This is a genomic window from Methanothrix sp. (assembly GCF_016706325.1).
GTDB lineage: Archaea > Halobacteriota > Methanosarcinia > Methanotrichales > Methanotrichaceae > Methanothrix.
In genome coordinates this window covers 261,800-280,649 of sequence record NZ_JADJJX010000002.1, presented here as the reverse complement: position 1 = coordinate 280,649, position 18,850 = coordinate 261,800, and the positions used below count along the sequence as shown (strand labels likewise).

Here is an 18,850-nt window from a genome sequence, read left to right as displayed (position 1 = left end):
CTAAAAGTTTAGATTAATGAGAGGATGCAAGATGAGTAATGCAAAAATATTTCTTGTGGATGATGACGGAGATCGGCTGATGCAAATGGTTGAGACACCTTTCGTAACTGAAGAAAACCTGCAGATTTTGCTTGCTCGCTATCCTGATCTTTTGCCCGGGGACCAGATAGATCCAGAGAATCCTCGCCAATGGTTGCTTGTCACGCGCGAATTGGGAGTACCAGGTGGTATTGCTGAAGCTGATCGCTGGAGTCTGGATCATTTATTCCTTGATCAGGATGGAATACCCACGTTCGTTGAGTGCAAGCGATCTTCGAATACACAGGCTCGCAGGGAGATTGTGGCCCAAATGCTCGACTATGCTGCCAACGGAATCGAGTATTGGAGCATTGACCGGCTCCGTCAAGCTGCAGCTGAAACGGCGGGCAATCGCAGCAAATCTCTTGACGAGGAGATAAAGCGGCTGCTCGGTTCAGATGAGGGCGATGTTGAGGAGTATTGGAAACAGGTTGAGGAAAATCTTCGATTCGATAAAGTTAGGCTACTTTTTGTTACCGATAATCCTCCAAAGGAACTGCGAAGATTGGTGGAATTTCTCAATAGGCAGATGAAGGATGTTGAGGTGCTTATTGTCGAGATCAAGCAGTATCTTGGAGAAGGACAAAAGGCAATGGTGCCCAGAGTTATAGGAATGAGCCCTGTGGATAAGAAGCCTGCAAAGGGAGCTGTTCTCACTGAAAAAGGATTCATGGAAAAATGTCCGAGTGAATTTGCACCATTTTTCCAAAAGGTGATAGAGCAGGCGAATGAAAAGATATTTTCGATTTACTGGGCCAAAACAGGCTTTTCTGTGCGGAAGTATTTTCCTTTTTTCAATAAGTATGCAAGCGTAATATATTGTTCACCAAAGGGCGCATTCTATTTCTATTTCGCCCAACTCCCAATATCAGAAAAATTAGCGGAAGATCTGCGTCGGCAATTATTGTCCACGGGCATTTTCAAGGAAACCGGCAAGAAAACTCTCACCTCGACATTAGATATCCAGACGCTTGATAAGGCCAATGATGTAATTGAGTTAATCCTGGAAAGGATAACCAGGATTGCAGAGAATTTTAGTGAGGATTTTGGATCAATTGACGGTAAATAAGAAGGTTTGCATGTCCTCAAGAATAACTTATTCAAATCATGAGGTATGATAATGGCAGTTCCTGATTATCAGAGCTTCATGCTGCCACTGCTACAGTTCGCTACTGGTGGAAGAATAAGGACGATGGACTGGATCTACGGGCGAGACCACAGTTCAATTCGGCCCGGCTGGAGAATATTATCTCCAATATATCAATACCCATTAACGGCCTCCCTTGTTTGTATCCAAGCCTCCCCGGCGTTGAGGGGCCCAGAGCGCTCCCGCGGGAGGGCCGGAGGCCCGACTCGCGGCGCCCAGTAAAAAACAATCTGTGTGGTTTTGAATTAGTCATATAGCAGCCTGGTGTTTAAACTATTGTCTCAGCCCGCCTGGAGAATTTTTGCATTAGAATATTACTCTTTGAGCATCTTGTGGTGGCGCTGCTGGCTACAGGCTATGGAGGCTCTCGCAAAGATGCTGGAGAGGCGGTGGGGGGAAGCGGCGATGGCAGAATCGATGGCATCATCAAAGAGGAGCGGCTCGGTTCGGATGCCATCTATCTGCAGGCCAGGAGATGGTAGGTAACTGTTGGCAGGCAGGTGGTGCAGGCCTTTGCTGGCAGCCTGGAGGGGCATAGAGCCAGAAAAGGGGTGCTGATCACCACATCCCAATTCAGCGGATGCACTGGATTACGTTACCAGGATCGAGAAGAAGATCGTGCTGATCGACGGGGAAAAGCTTGCAGATAGACTATGGGATTGGCGTGGCCTCTGACGTGAGCTATGAGATCAAACGGCTGGATGCAGACTACTTTGAGGAGGAATTATGATCTGGCGTCGCAGGTCAGGCAGAAAGAAGACAATCAATGTGCCTCCTCACACATTGCTCGGTTTTCAGCATTAACTTCAGCACATTCCTACTGAACGCCCGCGAGATTGCCCTTCGGGGCCTCGTACGCTGCTGGTATCAGCAGGCTGGACACCAGGCGGGCTTCGGATACTTTAGTTGCATACGGTTGAACTGGATTAGAGCATTTGCCCTTCAGGGCGATTCTGTCTGGATATTATCCGAATCAGCCCAGGAATAAAGAGCAAAGCAGCATAGTTTGTTCCTCGCGGACGCGGTGTTATGGGAGCATGGAGGCCCGCACGGCCAAAAGGGCGCTACATAATATCCGTTGTCTGCTAGCTCAATCCAGATTACCTTTAAGATAGTTTGAAATACCTTTAAATCATTAACCTAGAATTGATCACTGTGGCTTCCACCGAAGACGAGATAAAATCATTAATCAGATCAAAGCGCTACAGCTCCAGAGAGGAAGTTATATCTGATGCTATCGAGGCTCTTCTTATGAAAAAACCGGAGCTTAAGAAAGAAATCGCTTCGGAGTCATTGAGAGACATGAAGAATGCAGAGAGACGTCTTAAAAAAGATAGGATGACAATTCTGGAGAGCTATATAGGCATATTAAAGCCAAGCAAATCGCTTACATCTGAAGAGATTTTAGATCTGGAGGAAGACAACTGGCTGTACTGATCGATACCAATATAATAATAACCATTCTAAACCGTTCTGAAAAAATAGGTCAAGCAAGGTCGGCATTCGAGCTTCTGAAAGAAGAAGAGATGTTTATTACAGTGGGAATTTTCGAGGAATCAGCTTATGTAGGCCTATCTATCATATATGGCTGCAGGGGTTTCAAGCTTCGAGACGAGCTAAAGAAAGGGCTGAATGAGGAATCAATTAATTTCTTAGAGGGATTGGTTTCGTTTTTAGAAAGTATGCAAATAGGGGTTATATCACCTCCTGGTGATCCAGCCATGATTCTCGATATGATAAGGAATTACAAACTATTGCCCGCAGATGCAGCAATTGCAGCTTCATGCAAATATCACGAGATAGCCAAGATAGCAACCTTCGATTCTGATTTCAAGCGAGTAGATTTTCTTGAAGTGATAGGCACATAAAATCCCGAAGTCAAGGAATCTGCTGACCACGATTCGCTAGTCTCCCTGGTGGATCGAATGCTCACCCTCAATAAGCATCTCCAGAAGGCCTGCACAACCAAAGAGAGGCAAAAGATGCCCTCACCCGCCATTTCAGTATAACCGAATCCGATCGAAGGGAGATGCTCCCCAGCGGAAGACAGACCCGGTTTGACAACCGCATCGCCTGGGCCAACGTCAACCTGAGAAAGGCGAGATATCTTGAAATGGCGACCCAGAATTCTGCCAGTTTCGCCGGCCATCAAGACAAAGTGAGAATCACGATGATCCAGGCATCGATGCAGCTCGAACCCCACGAGAGATCATGAGATGCCGTAGCAGAAATCTGTTCTTCCAAAGGCACAGTATCTCACCTGAAGTACGATCCCCGCCGGGGGAGGTGTGGTGGACACACAAGCCAAGAGTGGCAGGTAGGCCAGGTGGTGGACACGACCCTGCCGATGGAAGAATAAGGGCGATGGACTGGACTTTGGGCAAGCCTTCATCTTCACCTGGCCCGGCTGGAGAATATTATTTCCAGTATATCGACACCCATCAACGGCCGGCCTCAATTGTATCCAAGCCACCCCGGCGTTGAGGGGCCCAGGGCACTAGCGCGGGAGGGCCGGAGCCCGACTCGCGTCTCCCAGTAAAAAAATAGCTTGCGTTGATTTAATTAGCCATAATAACGGCTTGAATTTCTTTAAGCTCAGTTCAAGCTTGGCCTGAGCCCGCCGGGAGAATTTTTGCATTAAAATATTCCTTTTTGAGCATCTGGTGGTGGAGCTGTTGGTGGCCATGGGCTATGGCGACTCTCTCAAGGACGCCGGAGAAGCGGGGGGAAGCGGGTGGAAGCGGCGATGGCGGAATCGATGGCATCATCAAAGAGGACCGGCTCGGTTTGGAGGACATCTATCTGCAGGCCAATAGATGAAAGGCCACTGTGGCAGAGAGGTGGTGCAGGCCTTTGCCGGCAGCCTGGAGGGGGATAGGGATAAAACCAGAAAAGGTGTGCTGATCACGACATCCCAATTTAGCCTGGATGCACTCGATTATGTCACCAGGATCGAGAAGAAGATCGTGCTGATCGACGGGGAGAAGCTTGCAGAGCTTATGATAGACTATGGGATTGGTGTGACTGTTGAGGTGACCTATGAGATCAACAGGCTGGATGCGGACCATTTTGAAGAGGAATCATAGTGGAGCCCTTAGCATCAGCACCGAAAAATGCTTAACGAATTGGATTGAAGATTAGATAGATGAATGCGAAAGTTGCCGAGATGCCTGGAAAGAAAGCAGTACCGCCAGAGGAGAATCCAAGAATAGTGGCAGGCACCCTGGAGGGAGAGTCTGAGATCAGAGCAGGTTTAGGAAAGCGATTTCGCAATGCAGATGAGTTTATAGATCATCTAGAGAAACTTTAGGTTCGATGGCGTACATTCCGCGTTCATCACCCCGCTTCGATAAGAACTTCAAGCGCCTGACCAAGAAGAACCGAGACCTGAAGGATAGGGTGCAAAAGAAGATCAGAGATATCCTGGAAAATCCCGAAATCGGAGAGACTTTAAGCCAGAGTTTAGCCGGTTATCGGAGTTGCCATGTGGGAAATTGGATCGTTATTTATAAAACAGTTGGCACAGAAATCTGGTTTGTCAATTTTGATCATCATGATTATGCTTATGAAATATGAGATATAGTGAGAGCATGCATCAAATATTAAGCAGATTCTGTAATCTTTAAATTCATCAATTGATCGCACCGATTCCGCCGATGTCGCCCGCCACGATCCGCTGGTCTCCCTGGTGGATCGGATGCTCGCCCTTCACAAGCAGCTCCATGAGGCCCGCACCCCCCATGACGAGATCGCCCTCCAGCGGCAGATCGAGGCCACCGACAGGCAGATAGACGCCCTGGTCTATGAGCTTTATGGGCTGACGGAGGATGAAAAAAAGATAGTTGAAGACAGCACGAAGTAATCAGGAGGAAACAAAGTGGTATCACTTACGGTTTATGACGGAGCCAATGGCATAGGAGGAAACAAGCTCTATCTTGAAGAAAAAGGTAAAGGAGTTTTTCTGGATTTTGGGAAAAACTTCGGGAAGTATGGAGCCTTCTACGAAGAGTTCCTAAAGAACCGTGATACTCGCGGTATCCATGACCTCATTTATCTAGACCTCGTGCCTAAGCTCAATATCTATCGACAGGACCTCATTCCCAGCGACCTTTCTATCAGCCAATACCCCTCATTAAATGTTGCCGCTGTTCTCCTCTCTCATGCCCATATGGATCACTGCGGAAACATCGGAATGCTTCGAAAAGATATTCCTGTTGTAGCTTCGCCGGAAACCATAGCCATCATGAAAGGAATGCAGGATACCGCCAGCACATCCTTAGAAGCAGAGACAGCTTATTTTTCTCCCAGGCAGCCGTCCGATGAGATGGGTTTGTATCTTTCTTCAGTTGCCACTATGAACTACCAGGGCAGAGACTTCTGCTGCACCAAGGAGCCATCCGAGGAGTTGACCAACTTTCTATCAAGAAAGCCAGGACAAGACGGCAGGAGAGCAAAGAAATTGGAGCCTGGAACATGCAGCTTCTATGATAATAACGCCTACCCATTCGAGATCTCAGCACATCCTGTGGATCACTCCATCTTTGGGGCAACCGCTTATATCCTGCAAGGAGACACTACAGTAGCATATACAGGAGACTTCAGGCTACACGGGAGGAATGGAGACGCAACTCGCGATTTTGTTAAAAAGGCAAAAGACGCATCTGTCTTCATCACAGAGGGAACTCGTGCCGGGCGGAATGATTCACCAGATAACGAAATAACATCAGAGAAGTCCGTATGTGAAGCTTGCAGAGACGAGGTAGAGTCTGCGTCAGGCCTTATTATCGCAGATTTCTCCGCCCGGAACTTTGAGCGTCTTGAATCCTTCCAAAATATTGCAGAGAAGATGGGCAGAGAGCTTGTAGTGTTAGCTAAGGACATTTACATGCTCCAGGCTCTTGCTTGCATCGATAATGCAGGCAAAATGAATTCCTTGCGGGTATACAGTGAGGTTGGAAATAAGTCGCGAAAGTGGGAGCAAGAAGTAGTTCAACCGATATTCTTTGATCAATATGTTAACCATGAAACGATACGAGAGAATCCCGATAACTTTATTCTCTGCTTTTCATTCTTCGATATGAAACATCTTCTCGATATAAAACCGAATGGCGGCACTTACATCTACTCTGCTTGCGAAGCGTTCAGCGAGGAAATGGAGATCGATTTCGTGCGGCTTTGGCATTGGCTGGATCATTTCAAGATAGATCCGGTTGGGTTTTCTGTGGAGAAAAAAGATGGTGGTAATTACTATCCAACCTTTGATAAGCGATTTCATGCTTCTGGCCATGTATCTTGCGAGGATCTTAAATGGATTATTGATCAAGTAGATCCAGATTATTTAGTTCCAATTCATACAGAATCAAGAGAGTGGTTTGTCAAAAATTTTGAGAATGTAAAATTGGCAGATGAAGGGATAGCATATGACTTCTGAGAACAGGGTACGACTTTCTTGGTTTCCCCATTATTCTTGGATAAGCAAATTGCTGGCCACATCAGACAATGCGCCAAAAAAAGTAAGCTGCATGATAAATAGCATTTGGGATCAGAGAGGGAAGATGCACTCTACCACCATTTCAATAAAACCGAATCCGATCGAAGGGAGATGCTCCCCAGCTGGAGAATATCATATCAGATATGTCTCGATCCAATCAACGGCTCACCTCGATTGTATCCAAGCCTTCCCGAGCGCTCTTGGGGCCCAGGGCACTAGCGCGGGAGGGCCGGAGGCCCAACTCGCGTCGCCCAGTAAAAAAATAGCTTGCGTTGATTTAATTAGCCATAATAACGGCTTGAATTTCTTTATGTGCAGTTCAAGCTTGGCCTGAGCCCGCCGGGAGAATTTTTGCATTAAAATATCGCCCCTGTTCTTTGAGCATCTGGTGATGGAACTGCTGGTGGCCATGGGTTATGGCGGCTCTCGCCAGGACAGAAGATGGTGCCGCCAGAGGAGAATGCGAGAATAGTGGCCGGAACCCAGGTATGAGACCAGAGCCGGTCTGGGGAAGCGAGTTCGCAATGCAGATGAGTTTATAGATCATGTAGAAAAACTTTAGATTTCTATGGCGTACATTCCGCTTTCATCGCCCCGGCTTGATTAGAACTTCAAGTGCCTGACCAAGAAGAACAGAGACCTGAAGGATGAGGCGCTAAAGGAGATCATTGTATTCTGCATATATTCCATAAATTATTGTTTAATCCTCGATTTCCTTTTCCCATCTTGCCATGATTTCGGATGCCTTCTGATAGACCAAATCATGATGATCTACATATAAAAATGTGATTATGTCGCCTTTGACTGCATAGACTATTACATAGGGATCCACGTGGGAGCCGCGAGCGTGTCTAAGCTGGTGACGCTTTTGGATGCCGATTGATGGATTATCAAGGATTTGCCTTATCTTCTTGAGAAGTCGCACCTCCAGCGCCCTGTTCTTCCTGATGAGCTTTGAAAATTGCCCATCAAACTCAGGCGTGGAGTCGTATTCCATGAGGCTTACTCAAGATTCTTCAAATGGTCTAAGAAATCCTCTTTCGTCTTGAAGGTCTTAACTAAACCAGATTTGTATTGACTGATGCTTCGGGCAAGGCCCGCTTCAAACTCCCGCAAGGCGGCATCGTTTGCATCCGGGATTACTTCATGGTTGACTTCTTGGTTCTTTGCCTCTGCCATGAATAGATAATCCTAACTGAAACGGATATATCCTTTTCGGCTTATGGTCCCTTCTTATAGATCCCTAAATGTATTCCTGGGCAGCGAGCCATAATGCTGTAAAATTTTAGAGTCCTCGTATCCTGATTCAATTGGATGTAGGAGGGAAAATGATACTATGCGTCAATTGCCGATACAAACGCCTTTCATTTCAGCCGATCACCTAAGTGATGGCCTGACCCTGCCCGAATAAGATGCATGTAGCTTGCAGTTGAAATTCTGAGCTTGGTATAAGATCCGAACGCTATCCTTTTTAACCAGACTTCACCATAGAGAACATATGGGCGCTTCGAATAAAAGAAAGCCTCAACCTTCATCAGTATCAATAGGTGCTAAGATCGCCTCTGCTGAAGCAGCGCAGATCCGGGAGCTGATCGAGGCAGGCGTGTACCTTAACGAGTCCGATTTTGTCAGAGACGCCATCCGGCACAGACTGTCAGAAATCAAGATCATCAAATGCAGGGAAGTCGATTTTCAGACGGCCAAGAAAGAGATTTTGGGCTATTACAGGTCCAGAGGGAAACCTATCCAGATGAAGCGGCAAGGGATCTTGAGCTTGATTTTGATCTGGTGATGAAAGCGACTGGAGAGCTGCGCCAGGAAGGCAGGCTGGTGGAAGCATAGGGGATTATTATGATATAGGCGATGCTCTGCACGGCTCGAAGATATATGCCGAGGCCAGAAAGATAGAGGGACCACGGGTGATTGTGAAGACAGGCAGGCACAAGGCTCAGAGCATTACTCTGGTTGAAAATGCCAAAGCGACGATCCTTTTTAAAGCAAGCTTGCAGTTCAACTGAGCCCGATCGGAGAATATTATCTCCAGTATATCGACACCCATCAACGGCTCACCTCGATTGTATCCAAGCCTTCCCGAGCGCTCTTGGGGCCCAGGGCACTAGCTCGGGAGGGCCGGAGGCCCAACTCGCGTCGCCCAGTAAAAAAATAGCTTGCGTTGATTTAAATTAGCCATAATAATGGCTTGAATTTCTTTATGTGCAGTTCAAACTTTGGCCTGAGCCCGCCTGGAGAATTTTTGCATTAAAATATTCCTCTTTGAGCATCTGGTGGTGGAGCTGTTGATGGCCATGGATTACGGCGGCTCTCTCAAGGACGCCGGAGACGCGGAGGGAAGCGGGTGGAAGGGTGGAAAGCGGGTGGAAGCGGCGATGGAGGTGTGGACGGCATCATCAAAGAGGACCGGCTCGGTTTGGATGCCATCTATCTGCAGGCCAAGAGATGGTAGGGAACTGTGGCAGAGAGGTGGTGCAGGCCTTTGCCGGCAGCCTGGAGGGGCATAAAGCCAGAAAAGGTGTGCTGATCACGACATCCCAATTCAGCGGATGCACTGGATTACGTCACCAGGATTGAGAAGAAGATCGTTCTGATCAACGGGGAGAAGCTTGCAGAGCTCATGATAGACTACGGAATTGGTGTGACAATATTGATCCTGAGAAGATATCGAGAGTATCTGTAGCCATTCCTGGAAGTGGAATATCCCGAGGAGCAGTGCTGGGATATCCTGCAGCAGCATGAGATGAGGAAGATATCGCGATCGACTTATTCCCCATCTCAGGCGTCCTTCCTTCTCAAGACCAGAAGAGATGCTCCAGAAAAGAGGGTCAAGAAGGCTACCAGGGCAAAAAGAGAGGCATCAGGAACTGTCTGCCCCAGGAGCGAGGATCGCAGGCAAATGCTTGCATGTGTTAGAGGCAGCAGGTAGATGACGTACTTCAAGTATGGGGGAAGGTAGGTCAGGGAGAAGAAGGTTCCGCCAAGAAAGGCCATGGGCATGATGAAGATGGTGCTGAATACTATCATATCATCATAGGTGCGGGCCAAAAGGGCTGAGAGCACTCCCAGGAAGGAGAAGATCAGACAGCAGAGCAGAAGGCTGATGAAGAAGAGGGGTTCGATATGAAAGCCGGGACTCATGATCGCGGCCATGACGAGAAATGCCACTGAGCTCACCATTCCCCTCAGAACACCGATCAATGCCTTGCCGAGGAGCAGCCAGACCTGGCCGATGGGAGCCATGAGAACCTCATCGAAGCTCCTCCAGTGGATCTGATCTATGACCAGCCTGGTTCCAGCCCCGTTGAAGCTGCTGTTCATGGCTGTCATAGCGATAATTCCCGGTATCACGAACTGCAGGTAGCTTTGGCCGTCCATCTGGATATCCCTGCCCAAACCGAAGACAAAGGCAGCGATGTAAAGCAGGGGGGCAACCACTGTCGCTATCAGGTAGTTGAGGAGGCAGCGCCGCAATGCCACCATGTCGGACCAGAGGATGGCATAAGCCCCCTCTGCTCCAACCCGCAAATTATTCAGATTAATTCTATTCAGATTCATTCATCCTCAATATCTTTATTCACGGCAATACCATAATCTTTCATACTAATAAGCTCTCAAAAATATGATGGTGCAGCTAGAACCCATCGGATAGCCCATTCCAAAATATAAAGCAAGTGTTCTTGTTGATTTTAGGAAAGAGAGTAATCAATGGCTATGGATTATGAAGTCTGTTGTCGCTGAGGCCATAGAGGCGCTGGGTTGGAATGCATATATGTCTGCTGTTCCTTAAGAGGTCAAGGCCCCGCGGGAGGGGCGGAGGCCCGACTCGCAGCGCCTAAAAAACAGTTTGCGTTGAATTAAATTAGCCATAACAGCAGGCTGAATTTCTTTAAACGCAGTTCAAGCTTTGGCCTGAGCCCGCCCGGAGAATTTTTACATTAAAATATCACTTCTCTATGCATCTGGTGGTGCAGCCGCTGCTGGCTGCAGGCTATGGCGGGCTCTCGCCTGCTATGAAAGTCTCAGCCCAGGCTATATATCACCGGAAGACGTCTTAATTCCCAAAACCCGATCTTCTTTTATCAGTACAGGGCTACGCTACTATCCGACTCAGTTATAATACTGGATAGACTCCCAACTGTGGAGAAATCCCTTATAGCTTGCATTTCGGGCGAAGTGGACAACGGCCTGAAAGCAGTGATTAATCCTAAACCTGCAGCATGCCATGCTATAGGCTCTGAGAAACAGAATCCAAGCCTCGTCAGCAATGCCGCAGATAACAAATCAAATATGGCTGAGTGTGATTCTATTAGTCCCAAGTCTCAAGTTATCTTCACTTTGTAGCCCTCAGAAGCCCGGCTCTGAATGTCGTCCAGGATCTCATAATCATGGATCTCGATGACTCTATTCCTGGATTTGCCGCCCTCTTTTTCCTTCTGAGAGCCCAAGCTCTCTTTGAAGACTCTGTTCAGCAGCAAGAGGCCTGCGGCACTCAATGTCATTCCCAGTAGAAATCCCATTTTCAGGCCAATATTAGGCGATCCGGCATATAAGTAACTATCTATTGCCAGGTTAAGGCTGTATTGCGAGAAGTTTGCATATTGCTGCTTTAACAACTAAAAGGAGTCTGAACTCTGGGAGCTGAGATGCATCCGAATGCCGAATACATCCATAGCCTCCAGATTGGAATCTACAAAAATGCGGCTGCCGCCCCGGGATTCAGTTCCAGAGCGAAGCCATCCTCTCAGAGAATCACTGAATCATTCGACCTTATATCCGGCAGCCTCCACCGCCCGCCTGAAGTCCTGCTCAGACAGTCTTGCTGAGTCGTACTCCACATAAGCGGTCTTCTCTCCCAAATCAACCCTGGCGCTGCTGACGCCATCAAGCCCGGCGAGGGCTTTTTCCACTGCAGCCGAGCATCCGCCGCAGGCCATCCCAGAGATCTTCAGCTCGATCCTCTTGTTTCCAGACATATCCAATCCTACCTTTTTCGGTCTCTTCGCTGCCCTCTTATGGGCTGGCCGGAGACGATATCCCTCTTCTGCCCTTGTGCCCTTAATCCTTTGTGTTAAATCGTTATGCTTAGGCCTCACCAAGGAGAGAGCATGGCAAAGGAGGGTTTTCCGTCTCCTTTTATCCTTCTTTTGCCATCCCCTCTAGAGCCTCTCCACCCGGGCCCGGACCAGGTCATGTACCTCACCCGGACTGGCCTTCCCCCGGGTCTTCTTCATCACCTGCCCCACAATATAGTTCAAAGCCCTCTCACTTCCCGCTCTGTAGTCTGCAACGGCCGCACTGCACTCCGCCACTGCTTCTGCCACTGCTTTTTCGACCACATCATCCTCTGCCTTCCCCAGGCCGCGGGAGGTTATGATCTCCTGGGGGGAGCTGCCCTTCTTGTCCAGGAGGTCGCGGATGACTGCCACTGCACTGTGCTCGGTTATCTCATCCCCTTCCAGCAGTTGCACAATCTGTACCATGTGCTCGGGATCGAAGCTCTCTATCCCCAGATTGCGGTAGTTCAGCTCCCCCTTGAGGACATCGGCGATCCAGACTGCTGCCATCTTCGGTGCCGTCCTTGCAGCCACAAGCTCATAGAAATCGGCCACCTTGATCTCAGTGGTCAGTGATTTGGCATGATCATCAGTGAGACCGTACTGGCGGACGAACCTCTCCCTCTTGGAATCAGGCAGCTCAGGAAGGGAATCCCTGATCGCCGGAACCCAGGAGGCGATGCGCATAGCGACCAGATCGGCCTCGGGGAAGTAGCGATAGTCATGTGCTCCCACCTTGCTCCGGATGGAGACGGTGATATTGCGCAGCTCATCGAAGTGCCTGGTCTCCTGCACCACCTTGATGTTCCTCCGGGCCAGGTTCCTCTGGCGGGTGATCTCATAGGATAGAGCCTTCTCCACCCCTTTGAATCCGGAGATGTTCTTGACCTCAGAGCGATCCCCACCCCGGAGGGAGATGTTGGCATCCACCCTCATCGCCCCCTCCAGTGAGCCATCGAAGACATCCAGGTACTCGAGGATGCTCTTCAATTTATCCAGGAATGCCCGCGCCTCCTTTGGAGAACGCAGATCGGGCTCGGTCACCACCTCCAGAAGGGACATGCCGCAGCGGTTGTAGTCCACCATGGTGTACTTGGCTCGATCTATAGTCCCGGCATGCACCAGCCGCCCCGGGTCCTCCTCCATATGAGCCCGGTTGATGCGGATATTCCTCTCAATGTCATCATCGCCCAGGATCATGATGTGGCCATTGGTGGCCAGAGGATAGTCATACTGGCTGATCTGGAAGCCCTTGGAAAGGTCTGGATAGTAGTAGTTCTTGCGGTAGAAGAGGGTCTCCTCCTCGATATGGCAGTTCAGAGCCAATCCCACCTTAATGCCGCTCTCCACTGCCTTGCGGTTGATCACCGGCAGCGATCCGGGCAGGCCCAGGCAGACCGGACAGGTATGGGTATTTGGTGGGGAGTTATGATACTTGGTCGAGCAGCCGCAAAACATCTTCGACTCCAGCCGGTTGAGCTGGACATGAATCTCCAGGCCGATGATGACATCATCCATCTAGACCACCTCCTCTGGCTTCCTCTGATGAAATGGTGTCGCCTCCTCATAGGCCTGTGCCGCCTGCAGGATGGCCCTCTCGCCGAAGTGGGGTCCGATGAGCTGCAGGCCTATGGGCAGCCTGCCGGCAAACCCGCAGGGCAGGGATATGGCCGGCAGCCCCGCCAGATTGATGGGCACAGTGAACATATCTGCTTTATAAAGGGAGAGGGGATCGTTTATGCGCTCGCCGATCCTGAAGGCGGGGGTGGGCATGGTCGGGCTGACGAGGAGATCGACCTGTTTGAAGGCCTGCAGAAAATCCTCTTTGATCAGTGTCCTCACCTTCAGGGCCTTGAGATAGTGGCGGCCGTAGTAGCCTGCGGAGAGGGCATAGGTTCCCAGGATTATGCGCCTTTTCACCTCCGGGCCGAAGCCCTTGCTGCGAATCTCAGAGGAGGTGGTATGCCAGTCGCTGTCCTCTCCTGCCAGGCGAAGGCCATAGCGCAGGCCGTCAAAGCGGGCCAGATTGGATGAGGCCTCGCACATGGCGATTATATAAAAGGCAGCCAGGGCATATTGGGTATGAGGAAGGCTCAACTCCTGCCAGCTCGCTCCCAGGCTCTCCAGGACGGATACGGCATCCCAGACCGCTCTCTCTACATCTGGATCTACCCCTTCACCAAAGTACTCCTTTGGTATGCCGATCCTCAGGCCGGAGACCTCCCGGTCCCGGTCCGGCAGGAGGCTTCCCTTCTCAGCGGAGGTGGAGTCCCGCCAGTCATAGCCGGCGATGATTTCCAGGAGGAGAGCGGTATCACTTACTGTATGGGTCAGAGGACCGATCTGCTCTAAGGAGTTGGCATAGGCCACGAGGCCATAGCGGGAGACGAGGCCGTAAGTGGGCTTCAGGCCGACTATGCCGCAGAACGATGCCGGGCCGCGCACTGAGCCGCCTGTATCCGAGCCCAGAGAACAGGGGGCCTCGCCGCCAGCGACACAGGCTGCGCTCCCCCCGCTGGAGCCGCCCGGAACGCAATCGATGTCCCAGGGGTTTCTGGTTGGGCCGAAGGCGCTGCTCTCAGTGGAGGTCCCCATGGCGAACTCATCCATATTGGTCTTCCCCATGATTATCGCTCCCTCTGCCTTCAGCCTCTCGATCACATGGGCATCAAAGGGGGGGATGTATCCCTGCAGGATCCTGGAGCTGCAGTTGGTCTCGATTCCCTTGGTGGATATGCAATCCTTGATGGCGATGGGAACTCCAGCCAGGAGACCGTTGCCCGGCTCTTTATCAAAGCTTCTTGCCTCCTGCAAAGCCCTCTCTTTGGCCAGAGTGGTGAAGGCATTGAGCTTACTTTTCTCTATCCTCTCATAAAGCCGGGCGAGATACTCCTCCGCCGAACCGGCCAGCAGGCTTTCCTTCAGATCGGAGAGCATGATCACACTATCCTCGGGCTCTTGAAGTAGCCATTCTCCCGTCGCGGCGCATTGGCAAGTGCTTCTTCCTGGGTGAGAGAGGCTCTTACCACATCCTCTCTGAAGATGTTGACAAGGTCAACCGCCCGGTAAGTGGGCTCCACTCCCTCTGTGTCCACCATATCCAGTTGATGGAAGAAATCCAGAATGGTATTGAACTGTTCCACCAACTCATCCTTCTCCTCCTCTTCGATCTTGATGCTGGCAAGCCAGCCTATGTGTTCCACATCTTCCCTGGTGATCATGTTATCCCACGCATTAAACCCGTTAGATTCTCCATCTGAATCTTGATTCTCGTTTTAGAGTGATACGAACTGCCTATGAAGGCCGGATCGCTATGCCATCTCTTCTCTATTCCATCCCTTCAGGCCAAAGATCACCTTATTGGATATAAATGCTCTTTTTGCCAGTCCTGCGATCTCCAGAAAAAATGCGATCTTCCTCCTCAGCTTTGCCTGCACCAGGCGATCCGCGGCCTGTGACGGCCCAAGACGGCCTGAGACCTGCACTGAAACCTGCCAGCGGGCCAAAAGGCTTAAGCATACTGATACAATAAGGTGGAAGGCGATATTAAAAATTGGATAATGATCTATGAAAAAGAATGATGTTGTGGTCGTAGGCTCAGGGATCAGCGGCTTGTTGACAGCACTCGCTCTCTCCCGGGAAGGGAAGAACGTACTGATCTTGGAGAAGGAGGACCATATTGGCGGAGTCTGCAGATCTTATGAGGTGGACGGCTACCGCCTGGATACCGGCCCTCATGCCATAACCAGGCTGAAAAGCGGCCCCTTAAAGGTGCTGATGGACAGGTACTTCAGCGTAGTCCCTCAGTTTGTCCCCTTTGGAAAGTACTATGTGCGAATGGGCGATGAGATCAAACCCTTTCCCTGGAGCATCAACTCCTGGCTGACATTCAGCCTGATTCCCATGACAGACAGGCTGCTCTTGATGAGGGCGCTCTTCAATACCCTCTATCTCCTGCACTCGGGCAAGGACTTCTCCAATATACCCCTATCTGCCGTTCTTCCCAATGATCTATCCAGCACCACCAGGAGATTTTTGGACTGGCTATGCTACTTCATGGTGGGCACATCAGCAGATAATGCTCCCATCTCCCGGTTCATAGACAACAAGATTCACAATACCCATTCTGTGCCCTACGTGGGAAAGCTGTACGATCTGTTCATAACCGAGGGAGCCAAGGATCAGGGCTATCCGAAGGGCGGGCTCCAATCAATAATCAACTCCATCATCTCCTCATTCCCCGAGGGAAGGGTGAAGATAATCACAAATGAGAGGGTCTTGAAGATCGACGGAGCCAGGAGAGGAGATCAGGTTGTCCGGGCGGATCGGGTTATCAGCAATCGGGATAGCTATGAATGCGATATGGTGGTGTACTCGGGCTTCTCCTCCAAGCTGCCCGTTCTGGTCGACGGCCTGCCTGCGGAATACACTGAGAACCTCTCCACGATCAAGAAGGTCAGGTCCCTGACCATATGGCTGGGCCTGACCAGAAGGCTATTTCCCAAATACGGCTCTGAGATGTGGGTGGACTCAGACCCATATGCCTGGGTGGTTCCGACCACCAACTATGATCCCACATTGGCCCCAAGGGGCAATCAGCTCGTGGGCATAGCATTCACCCTGGATGGGGAGTACGATATACAGGAGATGAAGAGGAAGGCCTTCCAGTCCATCATCCAGAAGGTCCCGAATATAGAGGATTATATAGATATGATTCACTACCAGGAGCTTATACCGGAGAAAGCATCCTGGGGCTTGAACCTGGGCTTCGGGGATGTGAGAACCCCGGTGAAGAACCTCTATTGCGTGGGAACTGACACCGAGAAGAGGAGCGCCGGGGTCAACCGCTCAGCTTACTCCGTTCTCAGATGTCTTGATCTCATGAGATCGGACGGAGCGCTGCATTAGAATCAGTAGGATCAGCTGGGGGCACATCCATGCAGCCCCCGCCAGCAGCCTCTCAGCCCTCAAGCATTATCTAGGCATTATCTAGGCATTATCTGTGCTTGCTTCATCTTTCACCTTCGGCGAGAGAAGCCCTGGATACGCTCCCCTGCCCGCAGCTCTCACACTCAAGCTGGATGGTGGTATGCTCAATTCCGAAGAGCTCATGGAGATTTTCTCTGATCCCCTCCAATATCCTCTCCCCCGAAGAGAGCATCTGGTCCTTGATCACTACGTGGGCGCTGAGGATGGTGTGAGCAGAGCATACCCCCCAGACATGCAGGTCATGGACCTGGAGCACACCGGGAACACTGCCGATGGCCCGGGATACATCCTCCAGGTTGATATATGCCGGAACACCTTCCATCATGATGCGGAGCGAGTCTCTGATCAGCCGGTAGGAGCTGATGAATATTATCAGGCTGATGATTATGCTGGCTATGGGGTCGGCCTGGGTCCAGCCTGTCTGCCAGATGACAATTCCAGCGACGATCACTCCCAGGGAGGCGGCAGCATCTCCCAGCACATGGAGCCTCGCTGACCTGATATTCAGGTCCTCAGAATGGGATTGGTGATCATGGCGGTGGAGGTGGCCGCCTCCCAGGATATAGGCCACAATCAGGTTGACTGCCAGGCCGAAGATGGCCAGGAGGAGAAGGTCCAGCCCTTTGACTGCTGCTGGCTCTGAGAGCCTGTGGTAGGCCTCCACCAGTATCCCCAGGGAGACGAATCCCAGGGTCAGTCCGTTGGCCAGAGAGGCTATCACCTCAAAACGGTGAAAACCATAGCTATAGCGCTCGTTCGCCGGCATGGTCGAGAGGCGGATGGCCAGCCAGCTGAGGCCGATGGCGAATATGTCCAGGAAGACATGAGCGGCATCGGAGAGCAGGGCCAGGCTGTCTGTCCACCAACTGCCTACAAGCTCCACTATGAGGATGACAAGGGTGAGGAGGATGGCGAAGAGAAACCGCCGCTCGACTGTCTTGATCTCGTGGTTCTTCATCCTTTGATCATCCGGATGCGAGCAGGCTCTTTTAGCCCTCAATCAGCCCATCATGGCAGAAGATATCCTTTGCCTCCTCAAAGGAGAGATCCGCGGGCGGGATTATGATGTCCGAGGGGACGATCTCCTCATCGCTGATCAGGTTCCCCAGCTCTTTTACCATGGCGATCATCCTGGCCAGATCTTTCCTGTAGCCATCCTGATCGCCTCTCGTCACGTGATCCACGATCCTGTTGTCTATAATGTTCAGCTCGCCCAGACGGCTCTCATCCAAGCTGAACTGACCCTCTCCCAGGATTCTGATGATCATTTGTTCATCTCCGCCTTCAATCTGGCCAGCTCCTCATCCACTGTGTTCTTGGCCTTGACCCGCGCCAGCTCCGCCTCGATCTCATCTCCACCCGAGTAATCGGTGAGGGTCCCGGACTCCAGGAGTTCATCCAGAGCGGCTGAGCGGGCCTTCATATCCTCAGTCTTCTCTTCTGCCCTTTGAACTGCCAGCCCCACATCTGCCATCTCCTCGCTGATGCCGGTGACGGACTCGGTGATCTTGACCTGAGCATCGGCGGCTGAGTACTGGGCCTTGATGGTCTCCTTCTTGGTGCGAAAGGCCTCCACCTTGGTGGCCAGACGGCTCTCAGCAGCCTGCAGCTTCTGCTGCTGATTGTTTAGCTCAGCGATCTCCCTGTCCAGGGCATTTGACTGGGCCTGCATCATGGCCTTGCTCTCCAGGGCCTTTCGCGCCAGGTCCTCCCGGTTGGCGGAGATGGCCTCCTTGGCCTGGCCGTCAAGCTTATCGATGCTCATCTGCAGCTTGGCCTTCTGCAGCTCAAGCCTCTTCTTGGAGGTGGCAACCTCTGCCACTCCTCTCTTGACATTCTGCAGCAGTTGTAGCTGCTTTTCATAAGAGACATCGAGGACCTCTCTGGGATCCTCGATCCTGTTCATGATCTTATTCATCTTCGCCTGCACGACAGTGCTCATCCGATCTAAGAAACCCATATCAATTCTCCATTCAGTCTATCTCTTCTCCATTGTTTTTATGATTGAATGCAAATTGCGCATACTTATGTTATTTTTGATATTTATAGGCTATTGTGCGTATGATGCCATCTGTG

General features: G+C 50.8%; 21 protein-coding genes and 3 pseudogenes. 13 read left to right on the top strand and 11 right to left on the bottom strand.

Annotated elements, in window-relative coordinates; translation table 11 throughout:
• Positions 1-16 precede the first annotated feature (16 nt).
• The 10 genes and pseudogenes from IPI63_RS11025 (at position 17) to IPI63_RS10980 (ending at position 6,656) form a co-directional block, all read left to right on the top strand.
• Positions 17-1,147 carry a hypothetical protein gene (locus IPI63_RS11025; protein ID WP_292478426.1) on the top strand — a complete coding sequence of 377 codons (1,131 nt, stop codon included), beginning with the start codon at positions 17-19 and terminating at the stop codon, positions 1,145-1,147.
• A 398-nt stretch (positions 1,148-1,545) separates the two neighbouring features.
• Positions 1,546-1,955 (top strand): annotated as a pseudogene (locus tag IPI63_RS13030) (restriction endonuclease); the annotation flags it as partial.
• 416 nt (positions 1,956-2,371) lie between these two features.
• Complete coding sequence (locus IPI63_RS11015) at positions 2,372-2,662, top strand: hypothetical protein (RefSeq protein WP_292478423.1); 291 nt, start codon at positions 2,372-2,374, stop codon at positions 2,660-2,662.
• Entirely contained in the window at positions 2,650-3,093 is a 444-nt protein-coding gene (locus tag IPI63_RS11010) for a PIN domain-containing protein (protein ID WP_366851060.1), read from the top strand. Before IPI63_RS11015 ends, IPI63_RS11010 begins: the two co-directional genes overlap by 13 nt.
• Before the next feature lie 89 nt (positions 3,094-3,182).
• Positions 3,183-3,440 (top strand): winged helix-turn-helix domain-containing protein, encoded by a 258-nt coding sequence (locus tag IPI63_RS13025; protein WP_366851058.1) that lies wholly within the window; start codon positions 3,183-3,185, stop codon positions 3,438-3,440.
• A 436-nt stretch (positions 3,441-3,876) separates the two neighbouring features.
• Positions 3,877-4,311, top strand: a pseudogene (locus IPI63_RS13020) (restriction endonuclease); the annotation flags it as partial.
• A 59-nt stretch (positions 4,312-4,370) separates the two neighbouring features.
• Positions 4,371-4,535: a hypothetical protein gene (locus IPI63_RS10995; RefSeq protein ID WP_292478420.1), complete on the top strand. Its 165-nt coding sequence runs from the start codon at positions 4,371-4,373 to the stop codon at positions 4,533-4,535.
• 5 nt (positions 4,536-4,540) lie between these two features.
• A complete protein-coding gene (locus tag IPI63_RS10990; protein ID WP_292478419.1) occupies positions 4,541-4,801 on the top strand; it encodes a type II toxin-antitoxin system mRNA interferase toxin, RelE/StbE family in 261 nt (86 codons plus the stop codon).
• 121 nt (positions 4,802-4,922) lie between these two features.
• Positions 4,923-5,087, top strand: a complete 165-nt coding sequence (locus tag IPI63_RS10985; RefSeq protein WP_292478418.1) for a hypothetical protein — start codon at positions 4,923-4,925, stop codon at positions 5,085-5,087.
• A 15-nt stretch (positions 5,088-5,102) separates the two neighbouring features.
• Positions 5,103-6,656: an MBL fold metallo-hydrolase gene (locus IPI63_RS10980; protein WP_292478417.1), complete on the top strand. Its 1,554-nt coding sequence runs from the start codon at positions 5,103-5,105 to the stop codon at positions 6,654-6,656.
• 760 nt (positions 6,657-7,416) lie between these two features.
• Here IPI63_RS10980 and IPI63_RS10975 read toward each other — a convergent pair.
• Entirely contained in the window at positions 7,417-7,713 is a 297-nt protein-coding gene (locus IPI63_RS10975) for a type II toxin-antitoxin system RelE/ParE family toxin (RefSeq protein ID WP_214064949.1), read from the bottom strand.
• 5 nt (positions 7,714-7,718) lie between these two features.
• The gene (locus IPI63_RS10970; protein WP_214064948.1) at positions 7,719-7,895 is read right to left on the bottom strand and encodes a hypothetical protein; all 177 of its coding nucleotides are present in this window, start codon (positions 7,893-7,895) and stop codon (positions 7,719-7,721) included.
• A gap of 319 nt (positions 7,896-8,214) precedes the next feature.
• Here IPI63_RS10970 and IPI63_RS10965 point away from each other — a divergent pair, with 319 nt between their 5' ends.
• Positions 8,215-8,508, top strand: a complete 294-nt coding sequence (locus IPI63_RS10965; protein WP_292478416.1) for a ribbon-helix-helix domain-containing protein — start codon at positions 8,215-8,217, stop codon at positions 8,506-8,508.
• A gap of 481 nt (positions 8,509-8,989) precedes the next feature.
• Positions 8,990-9,411 (top strand): annotated as a pseudogene (locus IPI63_RS13015) (restriction endonuclease); the annotation flags it as partial.
• A gap of 95 nt (positions 9,412-9,506) precedes the next feature.
• Here IPI63_RS13015 and IPI63_RS10950 read toward each other — a convergent pair.
• The 6 genes from IPI63_RS10950 to gatC form a co-directional block, all read right to left on the bottom strand.
• Complete coding sequence (locus IPI63_RS10950; protein ID WP_292478412.1) at positions 9,507-10,286, bottom strand: ABC transporter permease; 780 nt, start codon at positions 10,284-10,286, stop codon at positions 9,507-9,509.
• A 764-nt stretch (positions 10,287-11,050) separates the two neighbouring features.
• Positions 11,051-11,248: a hypothetical protein gene (locus IPI63_RS10945; protein ID WP_214064946.1), complete on the bottom strand. Its 198-nt coding sequence runs from the start codon at positions 11,246-11,248 to the stop codon at positions 11,051-11,053.
• Between the two features lie 240 nt (positions 11,249-11,488).
• Positions 11,489-11,824: a heavy-metal-associated domain-containing protein gene (locus IPI63_RS10940; RefSeq protein ID WP_292478411.1), complete on the bottom strand. Its 336-nt coding sequence runs from the start codon at positions 11,822-11,824 to the stop codon at positions 11,489-11,491.
• 63 nt (positions 11,825-11,887) lie between these two features.
• Entirely contained in the window at positions 11,888-13,303 is a 1,416-nt protein-coding gene (gatB, locus tag IPI63_RS10935; RefSeq protein ID WP_292478409.1) for an Asp-tRNA(Asn)/Glu-tRNA(Gln) amidotransferase subunit GatB, read from the bottom strand.
• Positions 13,304-14,722 (bottom strand): Asp-tRNA(Asn)/Glu-tRNA(Gln) amidotransferase subunit GatA, encoded by a 1,419-nt coding sequence (gene gatA, locus IPI63_RS10930; protein ID WP_292478408.1) that lies wholly within the window; start codon positions 14,720-14,722, stop codon positions 13,304-13,306. It lies immediately after the preceding gene.
• 2 nt (positions 14,723-14,724) lie between these two features.
• Complete coding sequence (gatC, locus tag IPI63_RS10925; protein ID WP_214064944.1) at positions 14,725-15,006, bottom strand: Asp-tRNA(Asn)/Glu-tRNA(Gln) amidotransferase subunit GatC; 282 nt, start codon at positions 15,004-15,006, stop codon at positions 14,725-14,727.
• A 346-nt stretch (positions 15,007-15,352) separates the two neighbouring features.
• Here gatC and IPI63_RS10920 point away from each other — a divergent pair, with 346 nt between their 5' ends.
• On the top strand, positions 15,353-16,693 hold the full coding sequence (locus tag IPI63_RS10920) for an NAD(P)/FAD-dependent oxidoreductase (RefSeq protein ID WP_292478406.1): 1,341 nt from the start codon (positions 15,353-15,355) through the stop codon (positions 16,691-16,693).
• 103 nt (positions 16,694-16,796) lie between these two features.
• Here IPI63_RS10920 and IPI63_RS10915 read toward each other — a convergent pair whose 3' ends face one another.
• Genes IPI63_RS10915 through IPI63_RS10905 form a run of 3 tightly spaced genes read right to left on the bottom strand, consistent with a single transcriptional unit; the run spans position 16,797 to position 18,734 of the window.
• Complete coding sequence (locus tag IPI63_RS10915; RefSeq protein WP_292478405.1) at positions 16,797-17,732, bottom strand: cation diffusion facilitator family transporter; 936 nt, start codon at positions 17,730-17,732, stop codon at positions 16,797-16,799.
• 31 nt (positions 17,733-17,763) lie between these two features.
• Positions 17,764-18,042 carry a hypothetical protein gene (locus IPI63_RS10910; protein ID WP_292478404.1) on the bottom strand — a complete coding sequence of 93 codons (279 nt, stop codon included), beginning with the start codon at positions 18,040-18,042 and terminating at the stop codon, positions 17,764-17,766.
• Positions 18,039-18,734 carry a PspA/IM30 family protein gene (locus IPI63_RS10905; protein ID WP_214064940.1) on the bottom strand — a complete coding sequence of 232 codons (696 nt, stop codon included), beginning with the start codon at positions 18,732-18,734 and terminating at the stop codon, positions 18,039-18,041. Before IPI63_RS10905 ends, IPI63_RS10910 begins: the two co-directional genes overlap by 4 nt.
• Positions 18,735-18,850 lie beyond the last annotated feature (116 nt).